The organism is Singulisphaera rosea (genome assembly GCF_054877945.1).
Genome location: NZ_JBTYIP020000035.1, coordinates 18,852 through 37,320, shown reverse-complemented (window position 1 = coordinate 37,320; position 18,469 = coordinate 18,852). Strand labels below are relative to the sequence as shown.

Annotated in this window: 14 protein-coding genes and 2 riboswitches; of the genes, 4 read left to right on the top strand and 10 right to left on the bottom strand. The window is 65.2% G+C overall.

Annotated features, from left to right (window positions below; all coding sequences use genetic code 11):
* Positions 1–87 precede the first annotated feature (87 nt).
* The 5 genes from ACYOEI_RS35675 to ACYOEI_RS35655 form a co-directional block, all read right to left on the bottom strand.
* A complete protein-coding gene (locus tag ACYOEI_RS35675) occupies positions 88–852 on the bottom strand; it encodes a gamma-glutamyl-gamma-aminobutyrate hydrolase family protein (RefSeq protein ID WP_462855076.1) in 765 nt (254 codons plus the stop codon).
* Between the two features lie 592 nt (positions 853–1,444).
* Positions 1,445–3,292: a cytochrome b gene (locus ACYOEI_RS35670; protein ID WP_462855075.1), complete on the bottom strand. Its 1,848-nt coding sequence runs from the start codon at positions 3,290–3,292 to the stop codon at positions 1,445–1,447.
* The gene (locus ACYOEI_RS35665) at positions 3,285–3,809 is read right to left on the bottom strand and encodes a QcrA and Rieske domain-containing protein (protein WP_462855073.1); all 525 of its coding nucleotides are present in this window, start codon (positions 3,807–3,809) and stop codon (positions 3,285–3,287) included. Before ACYOEI_RS35665 ends, ACYOEI_RS35670 begins: the two co-directional genes overlap by 8 nt.
* Positions 3,810–4,060: 251 nt before the next feature.
* Positions 4,061–5,053, bottom strand: coding sequence for a DHH family phosphoesterase (locus ACYOEI_RS35660; RefSeq protein WP_462855072.1), 993 nt, complete (start codon positions 5,051–5,053; stop codon positions 4,061–4,063).
* Positions 5,054–5,175: 122 nt separating this feature from the next.
* A complete protein-coding gene (locus tag ACYOEI_RS35655) occupies positions 5,176–6,159 on the bottom strand; it encodes a GDP-mannose 4,6-dehydratase (RefSeq protein WP_462855070.1) in 984 nt (327 codons plus the stop codon).
* A gap of 593 nt (positions 6,160–6,752) precedes the next feature.
* Here ACYOEI_RS35655 and ACYOEI_RS35650 point away from each other — a divergent pair.
* Entirely contained in the window at positions 6,753–7,754 is a 1,002-nt protein-coding gene (locus ACYOEI_RS35650; RefSeq protein ID WP_462855069.1) for a hypothetical protein, read from the top strand.
* Positions 7,755–8,067: 313 nt separating this feature from the next.
* Here ACYOEI_RS35650 and ACYOEI_RS35645 read toward each other — a convergent pair whose 3' ends face one another.
* On the bottom strand, positions 8,068–8,445 hold the full coding sequence (locus ACYOEI_RS35645; RefSeq protein WP_462855068.1) for a hypothetical protein: 378 nt from the start codon (positions 8,443–8,445) through the stop codon (positions 8,068–8,070).
* A 496-nt stretch (positions 8,446–8,941) separates the two neighbouring features.
* Here ACYOEI_RS35645 and ACYOEI_RS35640 point away from each other — a divergent pair, with 496 nt between their 5' ends.
* Both ACYOEI_RS35640 and ACYOEI_RS35635 read left to right on the top strand, forming a co-directional pair.
* A complete protein-coding gene (locus tag ACYOEI_RS35640; RefSeq protein ID WP_462855067.1) occupies positions 8,942–10,633 on the top strand; it encodes a hypothetical protein in 1,692 nt (563 codons plus the stop codon).
* 152 nt (positions 10,634–10,785) lie between these two features.
* Entirely contained in the window at positions 10,786–11,970 is a 1,185-nt protein-coding gene (locus tag ACYOEI_RS35635) for a DUF2135 domain-containing protein (RefSeq protein WP_462855066.1), read from the top strand.
* 119 nt (positions 11,971–12,089) lie between these two features.
* Here ACYOEI_RS35635 and ACYOEI_RS35630 read toward each other — a convergent pair whose 3' ends face one another.
* The 4 genes from ACYOEI_RS35630 to thrC form a co-directional block, all read right to left on the bottom strand.
* Positions 12,090–13,238, bottom strand: a complete 1,149-nt coding sequence (locus ACYOEI_RS35630; protein ID WP_462855065.1) for an aminotransferase class V-fold PLP-dependent enzyme — start codon at positions 13,236–13,238, stop codon at positions 12,090–12,092.
* A gap of 159 nt (positions 13,239–13,397) precedes the next feature.
* A complete protein-coding gene (locus tag ACYOEI_RS35625) occupies positions 13,398–14,444 on the bottom strand; it encodes a ThiF family adenylyltransferase (protein WP_462855064.1) in 1,047 nt (348 codons plus the stop codon).
* A 98-nt stretch (positions 14,445–14,542) separates the two neighbouring features.
* On the bottom strand, positions 14,543–14,815 hold the full coding sequence (locus tag ACYOEI_RS35620; protein ID WP_462855063.1) for a ubiquitin-like small modifier protein 1: 273 nt from the start codon (positions 14,813–14,815) through the stop codon (positions 14,543–14,545).
* 360 nt (positions 14,816–15,175) lie between these two features.
* The gene (gene thrC / locus ACYOEI_RS35615; RefSeq protein WP_462855062.1) at positions 15,176–16,444 is read right to left on the bottom strand and encodes a threonine synthase; all 1,269 of its coding nucleotides are present in this window, start codon (positions 16,442–16,444) and stop codon (positions 15,176–15,178) included.
* A 208-nt stretch (positions 16,445–16,652) separates the two neighbouring features.
* Positions 16,653–16,790: riboswitch (SAM riboswitch) on the bottom strand.
* A 932-nt stretch (positions 16,791–17,722) separates the two neighbouring features.
* Here thrC and ACYOEI_RS35610 point away from each other — a divergent pair.
* Positions 17,723–18,190, top strand: a complete 468-nt coding sequence (locus tag ACYOEI_RS35610) for a hypothetical protein (protein ID WP_462855061.1) — start codon at positions 17,723–17,725, stop codon at positions 18,188–18,190.
* 188 nt (positions 18,191–18,378) lie between these two features.
* Positions 18,379–18,462: riboswitch (Fluoride riboswitch) on the top strand.
* Positions 18,463–18,469: the final 7 nt, after the last annotated feature.

Sequence of the window (18,469 nt, the reverse complement as noted above, 5' to 3'; positions counted from 1 at the left end):
GGCCCCGAGTCGAGCCCTGGGCGTTTCGCCCGAGGCTGTCGCGATCGAACCGAATGTCGGACGCGGGGCCGGTTGCCGACCAACTGCTCAGCTCGCCTTGGCGAGCGTCAGGGTGCCCTGGAGCGTGTTGGTGTAGGCCGAGGCGGCGGTGGTGAAGGCCTCGATGAGCTGCATGTCGAGGGAGATGTTCCCCTCGTTCTCGGGGTGCCACTGCACGCCGACGACCCACCAGTTCGGGTCCTTGCCTTCGAAGGCCTCGATGAGGCCATCCGGCGCGAGTGCGCTCTGGCGGAAGATCGGGGCGAGCTTGCGGATCCCCTGGTGGTGATAGCTGTTCACCCGGATCTCGCCCGGCCCGTAGATCTCTTCCATGCGAGTCCCCGGCTCCATGATCACGGTGTGGCGGTGGACGCCGCCTTGCGGATCGCGGTGCGGGATGCTGCGCGGAAGGTCCTCGGGCAGGTGGAGGAAGATCCCCCCGCCGTTGACGACGTTCAGCTCCTGCATCCCGACGCCGATCCCGAGGACGGGCATCCGGCGCTGTTGGATGAGCTTGCAGAGGAGTCGGTCGGCCGACTCGCGCCGCTCGGACATCACGGTGACCGAGGGGTGCGGGGACAGGCCCATCTTCTTCGGGTCGAGGTCGTCGCCGCCGGTCAGCAAGACCCCGTCGAGGCGGTCGAGGATCGGCGCCAGGTCATGCTCCTTGGTCAAGGGCGGGATGATGACGGGCAGGGCGTTGGCCGAGAGGATGCAGTCGAAGTAGCCGCTGTGCATGAAACTGTGCGGGGAGCGGCCCTTGGTGGTGGCGCGGTAGTCGGTGTTGATCCCGATCAGAGGTCGGTCCTTCATGGCGGGCTTCCTTCCTTGCGTTGGCGTCAGCGAAATCCGTTCGTCGACCGCCCCGACTTTGCCACCGCGATCCTCCATGAATCGCATTGTGGTCGAGCCTGAATGGGGCGGGCAGCCAGTGCGCGACGATTCTTCGCAGGATCGCCGCGTCCGCAAAATCCCCGAGGCCTCCGTTGAGACATGCCGATACCATCACTGGCCTCGACACATGCCAAGGAGAGCGAACCGAATTTTTCTCGAAGGTGTGACGCGAGAGTGGTGTCAATTCCGTTTGACTTACCGGCTTCCTTGCCAATTCGTGAAGGCGAGTCTAGCCGCCACACAAGGCCGACTCAAGAAAAATCCACCGGTTTTCGCCGGGTTTTTCGACATTTCCGGGGTTTTCGCCGATCGGGAAGCGAGGGTGTCGGTTCCCGTGCGTCCCCATCGAAGTCGATGTGTTCAAGTGTCACGCGGGGGTGGGATTCGAGGGATGAGGCTGCCCCTTTTTTGAGAACCGCGGGTCCCGTTCCCTTCGAAAGCGAAACGCCGGAGGCCGGGGCGTCGGACGGACGCTCCGGCCTCCGGCTCTTTTTCGGGACCATGACCGGGCTCAGGGCGTAGCCGGCCGGGCCGCGATCGACGTCGCGGTCGACGGGGGCTCGGACGGAGCCCCGATGTAGTCGTTCTTGAGGAAGCGGATCAGCATCGTCACGTCGTTCTCGGACAACTGATCCGAGGAGAACGCCGGCATCTGGTCGTTGGCCTCGAGGTAGCCGTAGAGGTCCGGCGAGCCCGGCCTGTGGATCATGCGTTCGATCCACTGGCGGGAACCCCAGCCGAAGAGTTGGGGGGAGTCGCGCAGGCCTCCTTCGCTCAATCCTTCGACGACGTGGCACTTGCCGCACTCTTTGACGAAAGGTGCATTGCCCGGGTGGTCCGCAACGCCGGGGCTCGCGAGCCAGTCGTCCGGGGTCATGTCGGGAGGAATTTTGGAGAAGTCGGCGACGAAACGCGCGACGTCGTCGAGCTCCTTCCGAGAGAGCTTCGAGCTCTTCTTCCACTCGACCATCCCGTCACACTTCGGCACCTTGCCGAAATACGTGTCGGCGCCGGGGTTCTCGAGGAGGCCGCGGACCCAGGGAAACGCGCCGAAGTCCTTCAGGTCGGAGGCGACCTGCGGGCTCATCGAGTCTTTCCCCGTGTCGTCGAGCGAGACGAGGCCCTTCTTATCGAAGTAGTGGCAGCTCAGGCATTTCTTCTCGAGCACGCCGCCGCCGTGCGTGAGCGGGTCGCGGAGGAGGACGTACGCCGAGCCTTCGGGGGGGACGCCGTGGGCGGGGTTGCCGGCGAGGAGGATCGCCCGCTGCCGGGTCAGGTCGGCCTCTTTCCGGTCGGCCTGGAACGCCAGGTCCGACGCGTCCTGGCGGATCGCCATCACGCTCAGGTAGGCCGCACCCCCGACCAGGCCGAAGACGAAGCTACAGGCGAGGAAGTGGGCGAGCTTGCTCGGCATGATCCGGTCGAACAGCGGGATCAGGATCAGGACGGTCATGACCGTCGTCGGGATCACGATCGTCGCGATCATCTCGAGCCGGCCGGGGAAGACCTTGAGCATCTGGAAGAGCGAGAGGAAGTACCACTCGGGACGAGCGGGGTAGTCGGCGCTCGAGGGGTCGGCCGGGGCGTCGAGGTTGGCCCCGTGCTCCTTCAGCACGATGACGAGCAGGATGCCCAGCACGGCCGTGCCGGCGACGGCAAACATGAAAATCTGTTCGGGCCAGTACTTGCCCGCGGGCTTGCGGTCGGCGTTGGCCGGGGGCGTGACCCCGTGCCGGCAGACCAGCGCGATGTGCGCCGAGACGCAGAGGAAGAACAGGGTCGGCAAGAGGCCGACGTGGAGGCCGTAGAACCGGGTCAACGTCTGGTTGCCGTAGTCGGTCCCGCCGATGACGAGCTTCTGGATATACGGGCCGAGGACCGGCGCCCCGCTCATGATGCTGGTGGCGACGTTGGTCGCCCAGTATCCCTTCTGGTCCCAGGGCAGGAGGTAGCCGGTGAGGCTGAAGCCGAGGACGAGGAACAGGAGGGCCATGCCGAACCACCAGTTGACCTCGCGAGGGCGGCGATACGCGCCGGCCGCGACCACCTGCATCAGGTGGAGGACGAGGAGGGTCATCATCGCGCCCGAGCCGAAGTGGTGGATGCCCCGGATGACCCAGCCGAGTGTCATCTGCTCGTTGATGTAGTAGACGCTCCCCCAGGCCGTCGACGACGACGGCGAGTACGAGAGCATCATCAAGAGGCCGGTGGCGAGCTGGATCAGGAAGGTGGACGCCAACGCCGCCCCGATCGCGTAGCGCCAGCGGGCGCCGCCGGGGATGGGGGTCTCGGAGGCGGAGCGGATGAGCGAGCGGACGTTCGTCCGGTCGTCGAACCAGTCGGCGAGTGGCTTAAGCAAGGGGGGTCTTCTCCTCGGTCCCGCTCCGGAACCTCTGGAACTTGACCCGGACCTCCGGGTCGGACGATTTGGTGATGTCGACCTCGAGCTTGTCCATCGCCCGGGGGGGGACTTCGTTCTGGGGCGTGCCGTCGAACGAGAAGCTGCTCGAGTGGCAGGCGCAGTAGAACGATTTGTGGTCGGCCGAGAGGTTGATCGCGCAGCCGAGGTGGGGGCAACGGCTGGTGAAGGCCACCACCGGTTCCTTACCCCCCTCGGACTGGCGGAGCAGCCAGACCGATCCGACCGGCTCCTTGGGGTATTTCACCCAGGCGTCCTGGCGTTCTTCATTGACTGCCACGGCCACGGGGACCCCGACCTTGAGTTCGCTCAGCTTGGCCAACGGGCGGAACTGCCCTTTGCCCTGCATCTTGCGAAGCGGGTCGAGTATGTAGGCGACACCCGGCACCGCAAGCGCGAGGGCGGACAGGCCCCCCAGCGCAAAGGTGCCGATCCGATAGAGGCTACGTCGATTCATCGTCGAAACTCCCTCGACAGCAAGGGGAGCCGGACCTTCTCGCTCCGAGCGTCAATCGGAATGCGGCCGGCGGGTTGCCTCGGTGCGGTTGGGGCGCACGGACGAGCAAAGGGGAAGGTTCAATCGGGGCGATCGCGGTCAAAACGGTCGGGTGGTCCAGGGCAGGGCGGACGTTGTTCGGGGGGGACGGAAACCGGTCGTCTCAGTCGTATTACGGAGATTCGCGGCCTCGCGCCAAAACATTTTTCCGATCAAACGGAAGGCAAAGCGTTGCGGACGGCCTCGAGCGCGCGTTCGATGTTGGGCTCGAGCGGTTCGGGCAGCGTGGCCCCGGCCGCGGCCTTGTGCCCGCCGCCGCCGAACTGGCCGGCGAGTTCGGCGCAGTCGAGCCCGTTGCGGGACCGGAGGCTCAGCTTGATTCCCCCTCGGGCCTGTTCGAGGAAGAGCATGCCGACCTCGACGCCCGTAAGGCTCACGGTGAAGTCGATCAGGTCTTCGGTGTCCTGGGGGATCGCGCCGGTGCGAGCGATCGCCTCGCGCGTGACCACGGCATAGGCGATCCGGCCATCGGAGTCGGTCTTCATCTTCGAGAGCGTCTCCCCCATCAGGAGGAGTCGGCCCAGGCTATTTCGCTCGAAGAGGACCCGATAGATCTCGTCGACTTTCGCCCCCGCCTCGGCGAGGTCGGCGATCGTGCGGAGCGTCGAGGGCTTCGTGTTCGGGTGGCGGAACCAGCCGGTATCCATGGCGATGGCGGTCACGAGCCCGGTGGCGACCTCGGGGGTGAACGTCCCGCCGAGGGCCTTCATGGCTCGGACGATCAGGGTGCCCGTCGCCTCGGCGGTCGTGTCCTTGAAGAAGGTCGCGCCGAGGTCGTCCTGGCTGACGTGGTGGTCGATCACCACGCGAGTGCCCGGGAACTCGCGGATGTAGCCCGCCATGTCGCCGAGTTGGCTCCAGGCCGAGAGGTCGAGGATCACCGCGACCTCGCGGTCGGCCAGGTCCGCCGGATTGACTTGGGTCCCGAAGTGCTCGAAGAGCGTGCCGTCGGGGTCGAGGAAGTCATACCGGGGGGGCGTCGGGCTCGAGTTCACGACCCGGACGTCCTTGCCCTGCTGCCGGAGGAAGCCCACCATCCCGACCTCAGACCCGAGGGCATCCCCGTCCGGTCGAACGTGCGTCGTCACGAGGAATCGATCGTGGGTCGCGATCAGGTCGGCCAGTGGGGTCCAGTCGATGCTCATTTCGAGACTCAGGCGGGGTCGGCGCAGGCCACAAAGCCCTATCTTATCGAAGTCGGGACGCCGCTCGCAAGTCACTCGCACCCTTGGCCCAAGGTCGCGCCGGGGGTGGGGAAGGGCTGGACTCAGGTCGTGTACGAGTCGACGCGGAAGAGGCCGAGGTTGTTGCGGACCCAGGCGATCGTCTCGTCGAGTGCCTCGTCGAGCGAGTAGCGGGGGGTCCACCCCCAGAGCTCCTTCGCCAGGGCGGTCCCGGCCAGGAGCCTTCCGACTTCGCTGGCGGTCGGGCGGATCCGCTGGGTGTCGGTCTCGACCTGGATCGGCTTGCCCAGCCTCGCGGCGATCCGCTCCACGAGCTCTCCGATCGTGAGGTCCTCGCCCCGTCCGATGTTCACCACCCGGCCGAGGGCGGCGTCGCAGGTGGCGATCGAGAGGAAGCCCGAGACCGTGTCCTTGACGTAGGTCAGGTCTCGCCTCGGATCGAGGCTCCCCAGCTTCACGCTCGATCGGGTCAAGGCCTGGCTAATGATGGTCGGGATGATCGCCCGGGCCGATTGCCTCGGCCCGAACGTGTTGAATGGTCGGAGGATCGTCACGGGGAGCCCGAACGCGCGGTGGTAGCTCTCGCCGAGCGCGTCGGCCCCGATCTTGGTCGCCGCGTAAGGCGACTGGCCTCGGAGCGGGTGCCGCTCGTCAATGGGGACGTACTGGGCGGTCCCGTAGACCTCGGACGTCGACGTCAGCACGACACGTTCCAGTGACTCCTCGTGCCGGCAGGCGTCGAGAACATGCGCCGTCCCGACCACGTTGGTTTGAACCACGTCGTGCGGGTTCTGGTACGAGTAGGGGATCGCGATCAGGGCACCGAGGTGGAAGACCCACGCTCGCCCCTCGACGGCCTTGCGCACCGCCTCGGGATCCTTCAGGTCTCCGCGATGGACCTCGACCGACGCCCGGATTTCCGGATCCAGCCGATCGATCTGGCCGCGATCGTCACGGCCGTTGTATCGCACCAGGACCCGGACGGAATGGCCTTCTCGGACGAGACGCTCGGTCAGGTGGCTGCCAATGAACCCCCCCGCGCCTGTCACCAGGACTGTCTTGCCCATCGTCGGCCACTCCCTCGGCTGTTGTCGCGCTCGTGCTCGTTCACGGGCCGATCGGAAGTCCGGGCGTTACCCAGATTCTTCCCAAGAGGCGGCCTGCATCCCGCGGCCGCCGGCGCTCATCGTACGGTTTTCCCGAATCCTGACAATCGCGAAACGATACGCCCGCCGACTCAATCTATCCCGCAGACTCACACAGACTTCGGCAGAACCCCTGTGGGCTTGGCCTCTTGAAAATGGAGAGATTTTTCGGCTTGCCCAGAGTTTGACGCCACGGTGTGCGCATCAAGTGCCTGATTCTTTTGTGTGAAGCCCCCGAACTCTCTAAAGCTCCGAGAATTCCCCGTCGATAAATTTTTCCAGCGAAGGAGTGTGGAGTCGGATGAGACGGAGCGAAGGCCGGCGCGGTTTGGACTTTTGGGGTCGGGACGCTGGTCGTGAACTTGGTATCCCGAGGCTCCGCCTCGGAGACGAGGCGTCGAGCCGGTCGGACCGGAGCCGGGCATGGAGGGGCATCGCCTGAAGGATCGGGATACACCCCATTTGACGGAAACATCGCAATGATGATCCCTATATTCAGCGTTGGAGGTCGTCCGATGGCGCTCCGCTTGATCTTGGTGGGACTTTTGGCCGGGTTGGGTATGAGCTTGCCGAGCCGCCAGGATTTTCAGACGTTGGGCCGCGTGGCTCACGACTGGGTCGACGCCCGATCCGCCGATCATCGAGTCGCACGGGCCAAGGCCGTACGGCCCACCGTCGTGGTGAGCAACAATCGAGAGTGGGCCCTCGCGGCTCGTCGCCAAGTCGCGCCGCCCGCAGGGCTTCTGCCCATTGAGTCGATTCCGTCCCCCGCCGTGGCGATCTTCCCCGCTCCGGTTGCCGAACCCTCGCCGATCCAACTGGCATCGGTCACGATTCCGGCCCTCGATGTCCCCGGGCTCCTGGTCCTGGATGAGTTGGCCCTCGAAGTTGCACCCGCAACCTCCGAGTCCCTGGCCGTCGTGGTGCAGGACGACGAGGTACCCAGCCTGGATGCACCGATCCTCTCGGCCCCGGATGAGCCTGTCCCCGCACGGAGCACTCCGGGAGTCGTCGCGGCCGTCTCGGAAGTCGTCGTGGCCCCCGAGCCGGTCGCTGCTCCCGCCGAGGATGTGACGGTTGCAAACGAGGTCGTGGTCGCCGCCGAAGTGACCGTGGTGGTGCCCGCCACGGTTGAAGTCTCGGCGCCAGTCGTCGCGGCTCCGATCGCGTCGCCGGCCTCAGTCGAGCCGGCCGGCTCCTCGGACCTGGATCAAGCGTTCCAGGTGGCCATGGAAGACGTGGCGACGAGCTTCTCGGCCGACCTGGCGGCCACCGTCGCCTCGAATTCGGTCCGAGAGTTTACCTCGGTCGTCGATTCGATGGCGTTGTCCTTCGCGGAAGACTCGGCGCGACTCGCCCGGACTGAGTCTCGCGAGGGGGCCGGTGTCGCCGAGTCAATCGCCTCTCGCCAGGCCGAAGCCGAACGGCTGACCCACGCCGTCCGGCTGACGAGAGAGGCGGTCTTCGCCTGGGCGAGCCTGCTCCACGGGCCTGCGGTCGTCACGATTTCCCGCTGAACCGAGGGCTGGTCGCTGCTCAGCCGGCATGCGAAATCGAGTCCCGGCCCGGAGGCCCTCGCGGTCCTTCGGGCCGGTTCCTGTTTCGAAACCGAACGGCGCAGAGGATCGGGGCCGACTCGAGCTCTTGTTTGAGAAGGCGATGGATTCTGGACGCAGGGGATGTCGTTTTCGTACCGGGCGTTCACCGCCGACCCTGGATCGACCTCGACGCACAGGGCTGTGAGCAGGGTGTCGCCGTTGACGAAATTGAGGGAGAGGCCGTCACGGGGCCGGACATCGAGGGGCACGCCCGGGACGGGCGGCGGAGTTATTAGGACGCGAGGGGATCGTTGGTCGACTCGCCGTTGAGGTGGCCGTTCGCCGAGGTTTCGTCGGTGGAATCGGGCTCGAGCTTTCGGTAACCCAACCGGGCCGCCACCCGCAGGACCTCGTCATAGGTCGGGAACGGGTGCCCGGACTGGCTCTTGAACTGTTGCATCGCATTCATGAATTCGATTTCGTCGATAGTGTACTGCTTCTCGAACGTGGTCGGGTCGACCCGTCGTCGGCGCTCCTTGGGCTGGGAAGGGCTGACGGTCGGGGACGGGTCTGGCTTCTTGGTCCTTCGCTCGTGGATCAGGAGATTCTCCGGATAGACGGACGGATCGAATTTTCCGGGCGTGGGCGACGTCTGGTCATTGTCGTTCATGTTGAAAGCCCCGGCGGTTCCGAGCGAAAGCGTTTGGCCCTCCCACGAGACACGAGGGTGGGAGGAGTCGGTCGAATGGCCTTCCGGCCTCCTTTGGCCCCGCATTTCAAACCCCCGCTCGGTGGGATGTCGCGTGGGATCATGTGTCCCTTAAGAATCCAATAGGACGTAGCTCTCACGCTGTCAACGTCGGGGTTTTCGGGCGTTGAGGAGGAAAGTGCTCGGGTCGAGGTGAAGTCGACCGGGTCCGGTTTGGCCGGGTTCGGATCCGTGTGGCATAATGGATGACGACAGGGAGGGTACGGCTCCGAAGTCCGGCCGCCCCGACGAGGGGACTGGATCTTGTCGGTGACGACGTCGGTGGATCGGCCGGGATCGCGTCTTGGCCTCGGATTCGCCGGCTTGAGAGGGAGCGTCTCGATCCGTTAAATTCAATCAAAGACAAGCGCCCGTGCCGGTCCTATAAGCCGGTTTCCCTTCTCGAAGAGGATCAATCATGTCCCGAACCGCGCGACTGTGGAAAGGCGTCGGGCCGTTGACGCTGGGCGGCCTGTTGCTTTGCGGGGTGTCCTCGCGTGGCGCCGAGCCGCCATCGTTGTCCGAACAACTGAACCGCCTCGGCCGCCAGGCGCTCGCGCAGGGCGAGACCGCGCAGGCCACGACGTTCTTCCGTAAAGCTCTGGCGCTCGATCCCCAAAACTCTGAAGCTCGCCGAGCCCTCTCCCGCCAGGTCGGCGGGGTCCGTCGAGTGGCCTTGCAAGACGCCGCCCAACCCGCGGATGCGCCCGCCCCGGCTCCGGCCGACGCGGTCGATGTCGTGACGCCTCCGGCGCCGATCCCGGCGGACGAGGCCATCCCCTCGCCCGTTCACAAGCCGCAGGCCACGATCGAGGAAGCCCACAGGCTTGAGAACGTCCAGCGCGAGCAGCTCACGGCCGACATCCGCGAACGGCTCCGGACGGCCCGCGACCTCGTCGAGGCCGGCCAGCCCGACGCCGCCTTGAGCACCTTGCGGCTCGCCCAGAGCGTTGCTCGCTCGGCCTCCAACGTCGCCGACGAGGTCCGCAACGCCCTCGACCGCGAGATCCAGGCCCAGCTCCTCTCGACCGTCCGGGCCGAGGAGCGGATCGTCGCCCAGCAGGCCGAGCGCCTCCGGCTCGAAGCCGCCGCCGAGCAGCAAGTCCGCGCCCTGGACCTCCTGACCCGGAATGACCAGACCGTCTCGACTCTGATGATCCAGTTCGACAGCCTGATGGCCCAGGGGCAGTACAACGTCCTCTACAACGGCGGCACCGGCGACATCGTCGCGACCACCGCCGCGTTCTACGACGCCCGCCTCCTGGCCCAGAAGGCCCGCGCCCTCGTCCCCAATGATGAAGCTCCCCGCGCCGGCGTGTTCGTCTCCCAGACGACGGGCTTCCTCGCCCAGGAGATTGCTTACGAGAATCTCAAGGAATTCCGCTTCATGCAGTCGTTCCAGGACGTCGACCGCGCCGCGGTCCCGTTCCCGGACACGATCACGATCGAGTACCCCGACGCCGATCTCTGGCGGAAGATCTCGGAAGACCGCATCAAGAAGTATGGCAAGGCCGTCGACCTCCTCGACCGCGACCCGAAGACGAAGGCGATCCTCGAGAAGCTCAACGAGCCCATCTCGATGGCCTTCCCCAACGAGACGCCGCTCGAAGACGTCCTCAAGTACATCAAGTCGGCGACCCAGGGCGCGAACGACTCCGGCATCCCGATCTACGTCGATCCCGTCGGCCTGCAAGAGGCCGAGAAGACGATGACCTCGCCGATCACCCTCGACCTCGAAGGCGTCCCCCTCAAGACGACCCTCAAGCTGATCCTCAAGCAGCTCGGCCTGACGTACACTGTCAAGGACGGCCTGATGACGATCACCTTCGAGAACTCCGAGGACGTCCCGAGCGAAATCCGCGTCTACCCGGTCGCTGACCTCGCCATCATCCCCCTCTCACTGATGGGCGGCGGTCAGCGAGGCGGTATGGGCGGCGGTATGGGCGGTGGTATGGGTGGCGGTATGGGCGGCGGTATGGGTGGCGGCGGCATGGGTGGCGGTATGGGCGGCGGCGGCATGGGCGGTATGGGCATGATGTCCGTCCCGGTCCAGGACCCCAACACCGTCGATAGCTCGGCCGGCAGCTTCTCGGAAAAAAAAAGCAACTGAGAGCCGCTGACTCCCCCAAAGCCTCACAACCTTCTCAAAAGACCCGGGACCAGCGCGGCAAAACGCCGGCTGGTCCCGGGTCTTCGTCGTCCAAGAAGACACAGACCTCGCCCAACGATGACTTCCCGACCGTCCTACCCGCCAATCCGAACATGAACCGGGATGGGAACCCCACCCTCGACCCCGCCAAGCCGGGCGTGAAGCCGAACATGATCCCGATCCGCCCCGGGGCCAAGCCGGTCGTCCCACAGCGGAAGGCGGTCGACACGGCCAAGTACTGGATGAACTACTACCGCACGCATGATGAGAGTTCGGCCGACCTGAAGGACAAGGTGACCTCGCTCAATGCTTATAAGAAGACGCAGGACGTGCAGGCGATCCTGACCGCCTACTTGACCTACCGCACCAAGAATGCCGAGCCCTGGATGTACGAGGGGCTGGCGTTGGCGATCCGGATGAACAAGGGGAGCGACCACGACGCCAAGGTCTCGCTCGGATATGCGGCCGACCTGGCCGAGAAGGACCAGAACCCGAACAACCTCGTCAGCGTGGCGGATCTCCTGTTCCTCAACGGCGAATATGCCCGGGCAGGGACTCTCCTCGACCAGGCTGCGGAGAAGGTCCCCCATCGCGCCGAGCCGTCGATCATGTCGATCAACGTGGCGCAGCGGACGAAGGACCCGAAGCGGATGGCCGCCTCGGTCGACCGCCTACTCTCGCTCGGCTGGCCGGGGGCCGATGACCGGCTCCGCACCGATGCCCGACTCCAGGTCGAGACCCTCGCCAAGTCGCTCCGGGAGGAAGACAAGGGGGCCGAGGCCGACTCACTCCTGACCGCCCTCACCGAGTCCGAGGCCCGAGACCTTTATATCCGCCTGAGCTGGGTCGGTGATGCCGACCTCGACCTCGCGGTCGAAGAGCCTCTGGGCGCGACGGCGCGAATCCGAACCCCCCGCACCGTCTTCGGTGGTTCGATCGTCAAGAACGGCTACGGGGCACACCCGGAGGAGGTCTACGTCTGCCCTCGTGCGTTCGACGGCGATTACACCGTCCGCATCGAGACCATCTACAACAATCCCGACAAGCCCGCGCTCCAGGCGACTCTCGAAATCATCACTCACGAAGGGACCGCGGAGGAACACAAAGAGACGCACACGATCGCGCTGACCAAGGATTCGAAGCCGGTCGTCGGGACCTTGAAGGGAGGGCGACGCAAGACCGCTCTCCCGTTCCTCTCCCCGGCCGCCGCCCTTTCCCAGCAAGCAGCGTCGCCGAAGAAAAAGGGCACGCAGGACACTCCCAAGGCCGAAAAGGCCAAGGCTAAGCCCAAGCCCTGATCCGGAAAGAGTACTCACCACAAAGACACAAAGAAGAGAAACAGGGAGGCTATGTCCCTCTTTCTCTTCTTTGTGTCTTTGTGCCTTCGTGGCGAATCAAGACCTCTGACGATCGCAGCTTACAAAACCCCTGCAGTAATCTCCGCGAGGGCCTGGACAAAGGTGTCGATGTCCTCGGCCGTGGTGAAGGGGCCAGGGCTGACGCGGAGGGTGCCGTCGGGGAAGGTGCCCAGGGCTCGGTGGATGTATGGGGCACAGTGCAGGCCGGGACGGACGGCGATCGTGAAGCTGGTGTCGAGGATCGAGCCGAGGTCCTGGGGCGTCAGGGTTTCCGGGACAATCAGCGAGAGCGCCCCGACGTGAGTTGCCGGGTCCCAACGCCCGGCGATCTTCCAGCCTTCGGCCGACTCGGCCCAGTTCACGACGGTCTGGAGCAGCTCGACCTCGTGGCGACGGAGGGCGTCGGGGCCTCGCTCGGCAACCCAGGCCACGCCCGAGGCTAGGGCCGCGACGCCCAGGACGTTCGGCGTACCCCCTTCGTACACGTAGGGGAAGAGCGAGGGCTGCGTCTCGCTCGACGAGTCGCCGCCCGTGCCCCCTTCACGCCAGGGGCGGGGGTTGGCGCGGGGGCCGACATACAGGGAACCGGTGCCCGTCGGGCCGTAAAGGGCCTTGTGGCCGGGGAAGGCGAGCAGGTCGATCGGCGTTGCTCGCAGGTCGATCGGGACGACGCCCGCCGACTGCGCCGCGTCGACGAGAAACAAAGCCCCCGACTCGCGGACGATCGGCGCGATCGCCTCGATCGGTTGCACCGTCCCCAGCACGTTCGAAGCGTGCGTCAGCGCGACCAGCGAGGTCCTGGGCGTGAGCGCCCTGCGGACGTCCTCAGGGTCGAGGTAGCCCTGGTGGGAGGCGACTCGGGTGAGCGTGATCACCCCCGCCTTCTCGAGCGCCCGGAGCGGCCGGCTGATCGAGTTGTGCTCGAGATCCGAGGTGATCACGTGATCGCCCGGCTTGACCGTCCCCTTGATGGCCAGGTTCAGGCCGTCGGTGCAGTTGAACGTGAAGATCCAGCGCTCGGGGCCTTCCCCCCGGAAGAATTGGTTGAGCGCGTGCCTCGCGTCGTCGAGGGACCGCTCGGCGGCGACCGCCATCCGGTGCCCGGCACGCCCGGGATTCGCGAGGCTCGTCCTCGCGAAGCGATCGAGTGTCTGATAGACGACTTCCGGCTTCGGGAAGCTGGTGGCGGCGTTGTCGAGGTAGATCATGAGCGATTAGAGAGATTCACCACAAAGGCACAAAGGACACGAAGGGAAGGGTCGAAAGAGAAATCAGATATTTGATTCTTCTTTTAAACATTCTTCTCTTTTTCTTCCCCTTGTGTCCTTTGTGGTGAATCCTCCTCCCGTACTTTTACATTGAAGTGATCAACTGCCCACGAATTGTGCGTAGAGGGTACGCGCCTTGGCGATGTCGTTGGTCCCCTTGATGATCGCGCGGCCGTCGGGGAAGACGGTGAACTCATGGCCTTCGGCGGCGAACCGGAGCATGAAGTTGTTGTGCCGGACGTCGCCGAGTGGGGCGAGTCTCGTGGCGAGCTCGGGGAAGTTCAAGGGCTCGGGGCGTCGGGTCGCGATCTGGACCGCGTTGCGGCCGCAGAGCGTGGTCGTGTGCGAGCCGAGCGCGCCGTCGAGCCACTCGAACTTGCGCTGCTGACAACACGGACAGTCGACCTTGCCGAGCAGGCCGGCAACTTTGAGGCGGCGGAACGACCACTCCCAGACGTCGATCATGATCAGCTCGCTGTTCAGGGCGTCGTGGGCGCCGCTGAGGAGCTTGATCGCTTCGACAGCTTCGAAGGAGGCGATGACGGCGACCGCGGGGCCGAGCACGCCGGCCGTCTCGCAGGTCGGGGTCATGCCGGGGGGCGGGCTGGTCTCGATCAGGCAGCGGATGCAGGGCGTCTTGCCCGGGACGATCGTCATCGTCTGCCCTTCGCTGCCGATCACCCCGCCGAAGACCCAGGGCTTGTTGAGCTTCACCGCCGCGTCGTTGATGAGGTAACGGGTCTCGAAGTTGTCGGTCCCGTCCAGGATCAGGTCGGCGCCGTCGACGAGGTCGAGGATGTTGGTGTGGTCGATGTCGGTGACGACCGGCTCGATGGTGACCGAGCTGTTGATCAGGCGGAGCTTCCTCGCGGCCGCCTCGGCCTTGGGGAGATTGTCGGCGACGTCGTTCTCATCGAAGAGGATCTGGCGCTGGAGGTTGTGCGTCTCGATGAAGTCGCGGTCGACGAGCCGGACGTGGCCAACGCCCGCCCGCACGAGGTGGTTGGCCAAAACGGTCCCGAGCGCCCCGCAGCCGCAGAGGGTGACCCGGCTTTGCATGAGCTTGCGCTGACCCGACTCGCCGAGGGCGGGGAAACGGACCTGGCGGCTGTAACGGTCGAGCGGGTCGGACGGATCGGCGGACATTGGGGCAATTCCTGGGCAAGGGACCGGGCCGGTCGCCTCGAGGGTGAAGGGCGTTCGGGGTTTTTTGAGAAACGACCAGGTGTAGTTAGTACGAACCCTCAGCCGCCCGCGACGGCCGGGATGATGTCGAGCGTGTCCCGATCGGCCACGGCGGTCTCGAGGTCGTCGAGGTAGCGGATGTCTTCGTTGTTGACGTAGACGTTCACGTACTGCTGGAGCTCGCCGGCCGCGTTGAAGATTCGCTTGTGGAATTCGGGGAAGCGGTCTCCGAGGTCCTTGAGGATCTCGCCGACGGTGGCGCCCTGGGCCTCGAGTCGGGACTCGCCTCCGGTGTGGGGTCGCAGCGGCGTGGGGATGGTGACGACGGGCATGATTCCTGGATCCTTACCTTGCTGGCAAAAGGGCGGGCACCGCCCGCCTTCGGGCTTCGAACAGGGCGTTGAAGGCGATTGAGTCGGCGGGACGAGCCCGGCGATACGTCGGCGACCCGCCGACACGCACGATGTTCACATCATAGGGGCGGCCGACGAATTCTCGAAATCCGCCGGTTCTCGGGGCGGACGACCCACCCGACCGAAACCCGGCTTTTCTTAAAAACCGGGTTTCTGCCGCGGTCGAAGTCATCCCCCCTCTCGGGACGTCACCGCCTCTCCCTCTCGTGATGTCACCGCCTCTCCCGCCAGAAACCCGGCTTTTAAGAAAAAACCGGGTTTCGGGAAAAGACAAGTCACTCAGTTGGCGGCGGCGACCAGCTCGGGAGCATCGGCCCCGACGAGGGCTTCGAACTCGGCGAGGGTCGGCTTGATGACGACCGGCTTGGCGATCTTGCCCAGGAGGGCTTCCTGGGTCTTCAGGCCGTTTCCGGTGATGCAGAGGACGGTCGAGCCGTCGCGGTCGATCTTGCCTTGCTCGATGAGCTTCTGGGCGACGGCGACGGTGACGCCGCCGGCGGTCTCGGCCCAGATTCCCTCGGTCTCGGCGAGGAGCCGCATGGCGTCGACGATCGCGTCGTCGTCGACGTCCTCGCTCCAGCCGCCGGTGTCCCGGATGAGCTGCGAGGCGAAGTAGCCGTCGGCCGGGTCGCCGATGGCGAGGCTCTTGGCGATCGTGTTCGGGTTCCGGACGGGCCGGACCTTCAGGGCGTCGGTCTTCACCGTGTTCGAGATCGGGTTGCACCCGGTCGCCTGGGCCCCAAACATCTTCGTGCGGACCGGGCCGTCGACGAGGCCCAGGGCCTCGAGCTCCTTGAAGGACTTGTGGAGCTTGCCGACGAGGCTGCCGCCGGCCATCGGCGCGACGACCTGGTCGGGGATGCGCCAGCCCATATCCTCGGCGATCTCGAAGCCCATCGACTTCGACCCCTCGGCGTAGAAGGGGCGGAGGTTCACGTTGACGAAGCCCCAGCCGTAGCGGAAGGCGATCTGCGAGCAGAGGCGGTTGACGTGGTCGTAGTTCCCCTCGATGGCGATGACCTTGGCCCCGTAGACCGTGGCGCCCAGGACCTTGCCCTGCTCGAGGCCGTCGGGGATCAGCACGTAAGCATTCAGGCCGGCCGCGGCGGCGTTGGCCGCCACGCTCCCGGCGAGGTTGCCCGTCGACGCACACCCGACGGTCTCGAAGCCGAGCTCGACGGCCTTCGAGAGCGCCACGGCGACGACGCGATCCTTGAACGAGAGCGACGGGTGGCTGACCGCGTCGTTCTTGACGTAGAGTTCACGCACGCCCAGGGCCTTGGCCAGGCGGTCGGCGCGGATCAGCGGGGTGCAGCCCACGTGCCGCCCCACGGTCGGCTCGCCGTCGATCGGCAGGAGCTCGCGGTAGCGCCACATCGTCCTCGGGCGGGACTCGATGACCTGTCGCGACAGGGACTTCGCCACCGCCCCGTAGTCGTAGGCGACTTCGAGCGGGCCGAAGTCCTCGGTACAGAAATTGATCGCTTCTTTGGGGTAGAGCTTGCCGCAGAGCCGGCACTTCAGACCGCTGACGAGTTCACCAGACACCGGCGATTCTCCTGTGACACCAGCTTCGGCCCCAACATCGAGCCGATAGCCGGAGATTCGAGGAAGAACGAGAACGCGTTTCGCGAGGACACGAACCGACGTCCCGGTGCGCGGCGATCCAGGAGTGTCCGGAGGGAATAGATGGGGAGAAGGGGATAAGTCGTATCGCCGGAGTTGAAGCGCGAACGCCTCAACTCTGCCGAAGACTATCTTATCTGTCCCATCGGCGCCTCAAAGTCGATTCGACTCGAAACGCTGGGCAGGAGTTAGCACCAGCATCCGCTCAGATAGCGGACCGGTTGCTGTGGCGTCGCAGGGCCCGTCCCTCAGCCACTCTGGATAAGATGCGCACCGAATTGTGATCGTGAAACTCTACACGCGCCAACCGGCCCCCGTCAAGTGACGAACCCGGCGCTTCTCGATGACCGGAGCCGGATCTTCCTCACAGGTCGGAGTGTGGTCCCTCGCATCGTTGGGGCCAAATCGGCCGGGCATTCACCGGCGGAAGACCTCGTTCGGTTCGAGCCTTATCCCCTCGTCACATCTTCAAGTCGGAAAAAATTCGGACATTCACGATAAGGTTTCGCCTCGGGCGTTGTGAATACCCTCGGGAGGGCCGTCCAGTGACGAACGGCCCTCCCGGAGAGTCCTCAGGGGCATCAGGCTAGTCGGGCGCCCTGTGGGTTCCTTTACCGAAACCCGGTTGGCTCATGGGGCGAAATCGGTGCTGTGTCGAGGATATCCATTGCGATAATGTTTATGCTTCAGGTGCCACGGGTTCCGTCTTCGGACCCCGTGCGGACCAGGCTCGGCCAACGGCTCGATCCTTGGTCGGGAGAGGATTTCACATCGACTGTGAGTGTCGTCATTGACGAGTCCTTTGCTCAGGCCCGAAGTCGCCGGCCGAGGCTGGCCCGCACGGGGTCCGAAGACGGAACCCGTGGCACCCTGGGCCTCTGTTTCTCTGTCGATTTAACGACATGAGCAAATCAGATTATTAAGAAAACCGGCGTTCCCGACAGACGTTGAGAACCCGCTCTCCTCAACGATCCGGTCGACCTGGCGTAAGACTGCGGCGACCTGCCGGACCTTTCGCCCTCCGATCGTGAGGGGCACCCCGTTGCCCCTCCTTGCAGACAACCGTTTGGCCCGGGCCGATCGCCGTGCGCCCGGGTCTTTTCAAACCTCGTCGTTCCCGCCACTTCGGTGATCCGCGACCACCGGTGCCGGGCGCTCGTGCGCCGAACGTTGGACAACGGACCTAGAAGCAAGGACTTCATGATGTCTCATAGCATCCCGACCGAGGTTCGACAGTCCGGGCCTTCTCGAGTGGGCCGAGTCTCGAGATGGCTCCTGGGCACTCTCCTGGCCGCGACGATCTGGTGGCTCGTCGCCTCGGTCGCCGGTGAGGAGACGGCGAGTGTCGTCGTCCACGTGCAAGACGCGAACGTCGAGGTCCGGATCGACGACCAGTTCGTCTTCGTCGAGGAGCGGATCTACGCCCCGCTTCCGTTCGAGCTCAGGGCGGGGACCCACGAGTTGTCGATGCGTCGAGGCGAACGCATCCTGTATCAAGAAACCTTCACGATTCAAGGGGGCGAGGAACGCGTCCTGATGGTCTGGGATCGCTCGAAAGAGCCGACCTCGAACGACGACCGATGGACCATCGACCCCCGTTGGCGACCTTCCGACTCGGCTTTCCACCCGATGGCCAGACACCTTGCCTATCGCCGCCGATCGGCCTGATTCCCACCAAGAAGGCACGAAGGTACCAGGAGCTCGGATAGCAAGAGGGAGGAATAGTGATCCTCTCAAATTTCTCGCCTTTGTGCCTTTGTGGTGGAAGAAAGACGAGGTGTGACCACGATCCGGATCGCTCATCCTCGCCACGGTGGACGACGTCGTTGACCCTCCCGGACGATGTCGATTAGAATCCAAAACCTGGGCATGGGGTTCGCCCTCCTTCGGGAAACCGCCGCCGGAACCGGTCCCGGTGCGCTGATGACTCCTACAAGCAGCGAGGCT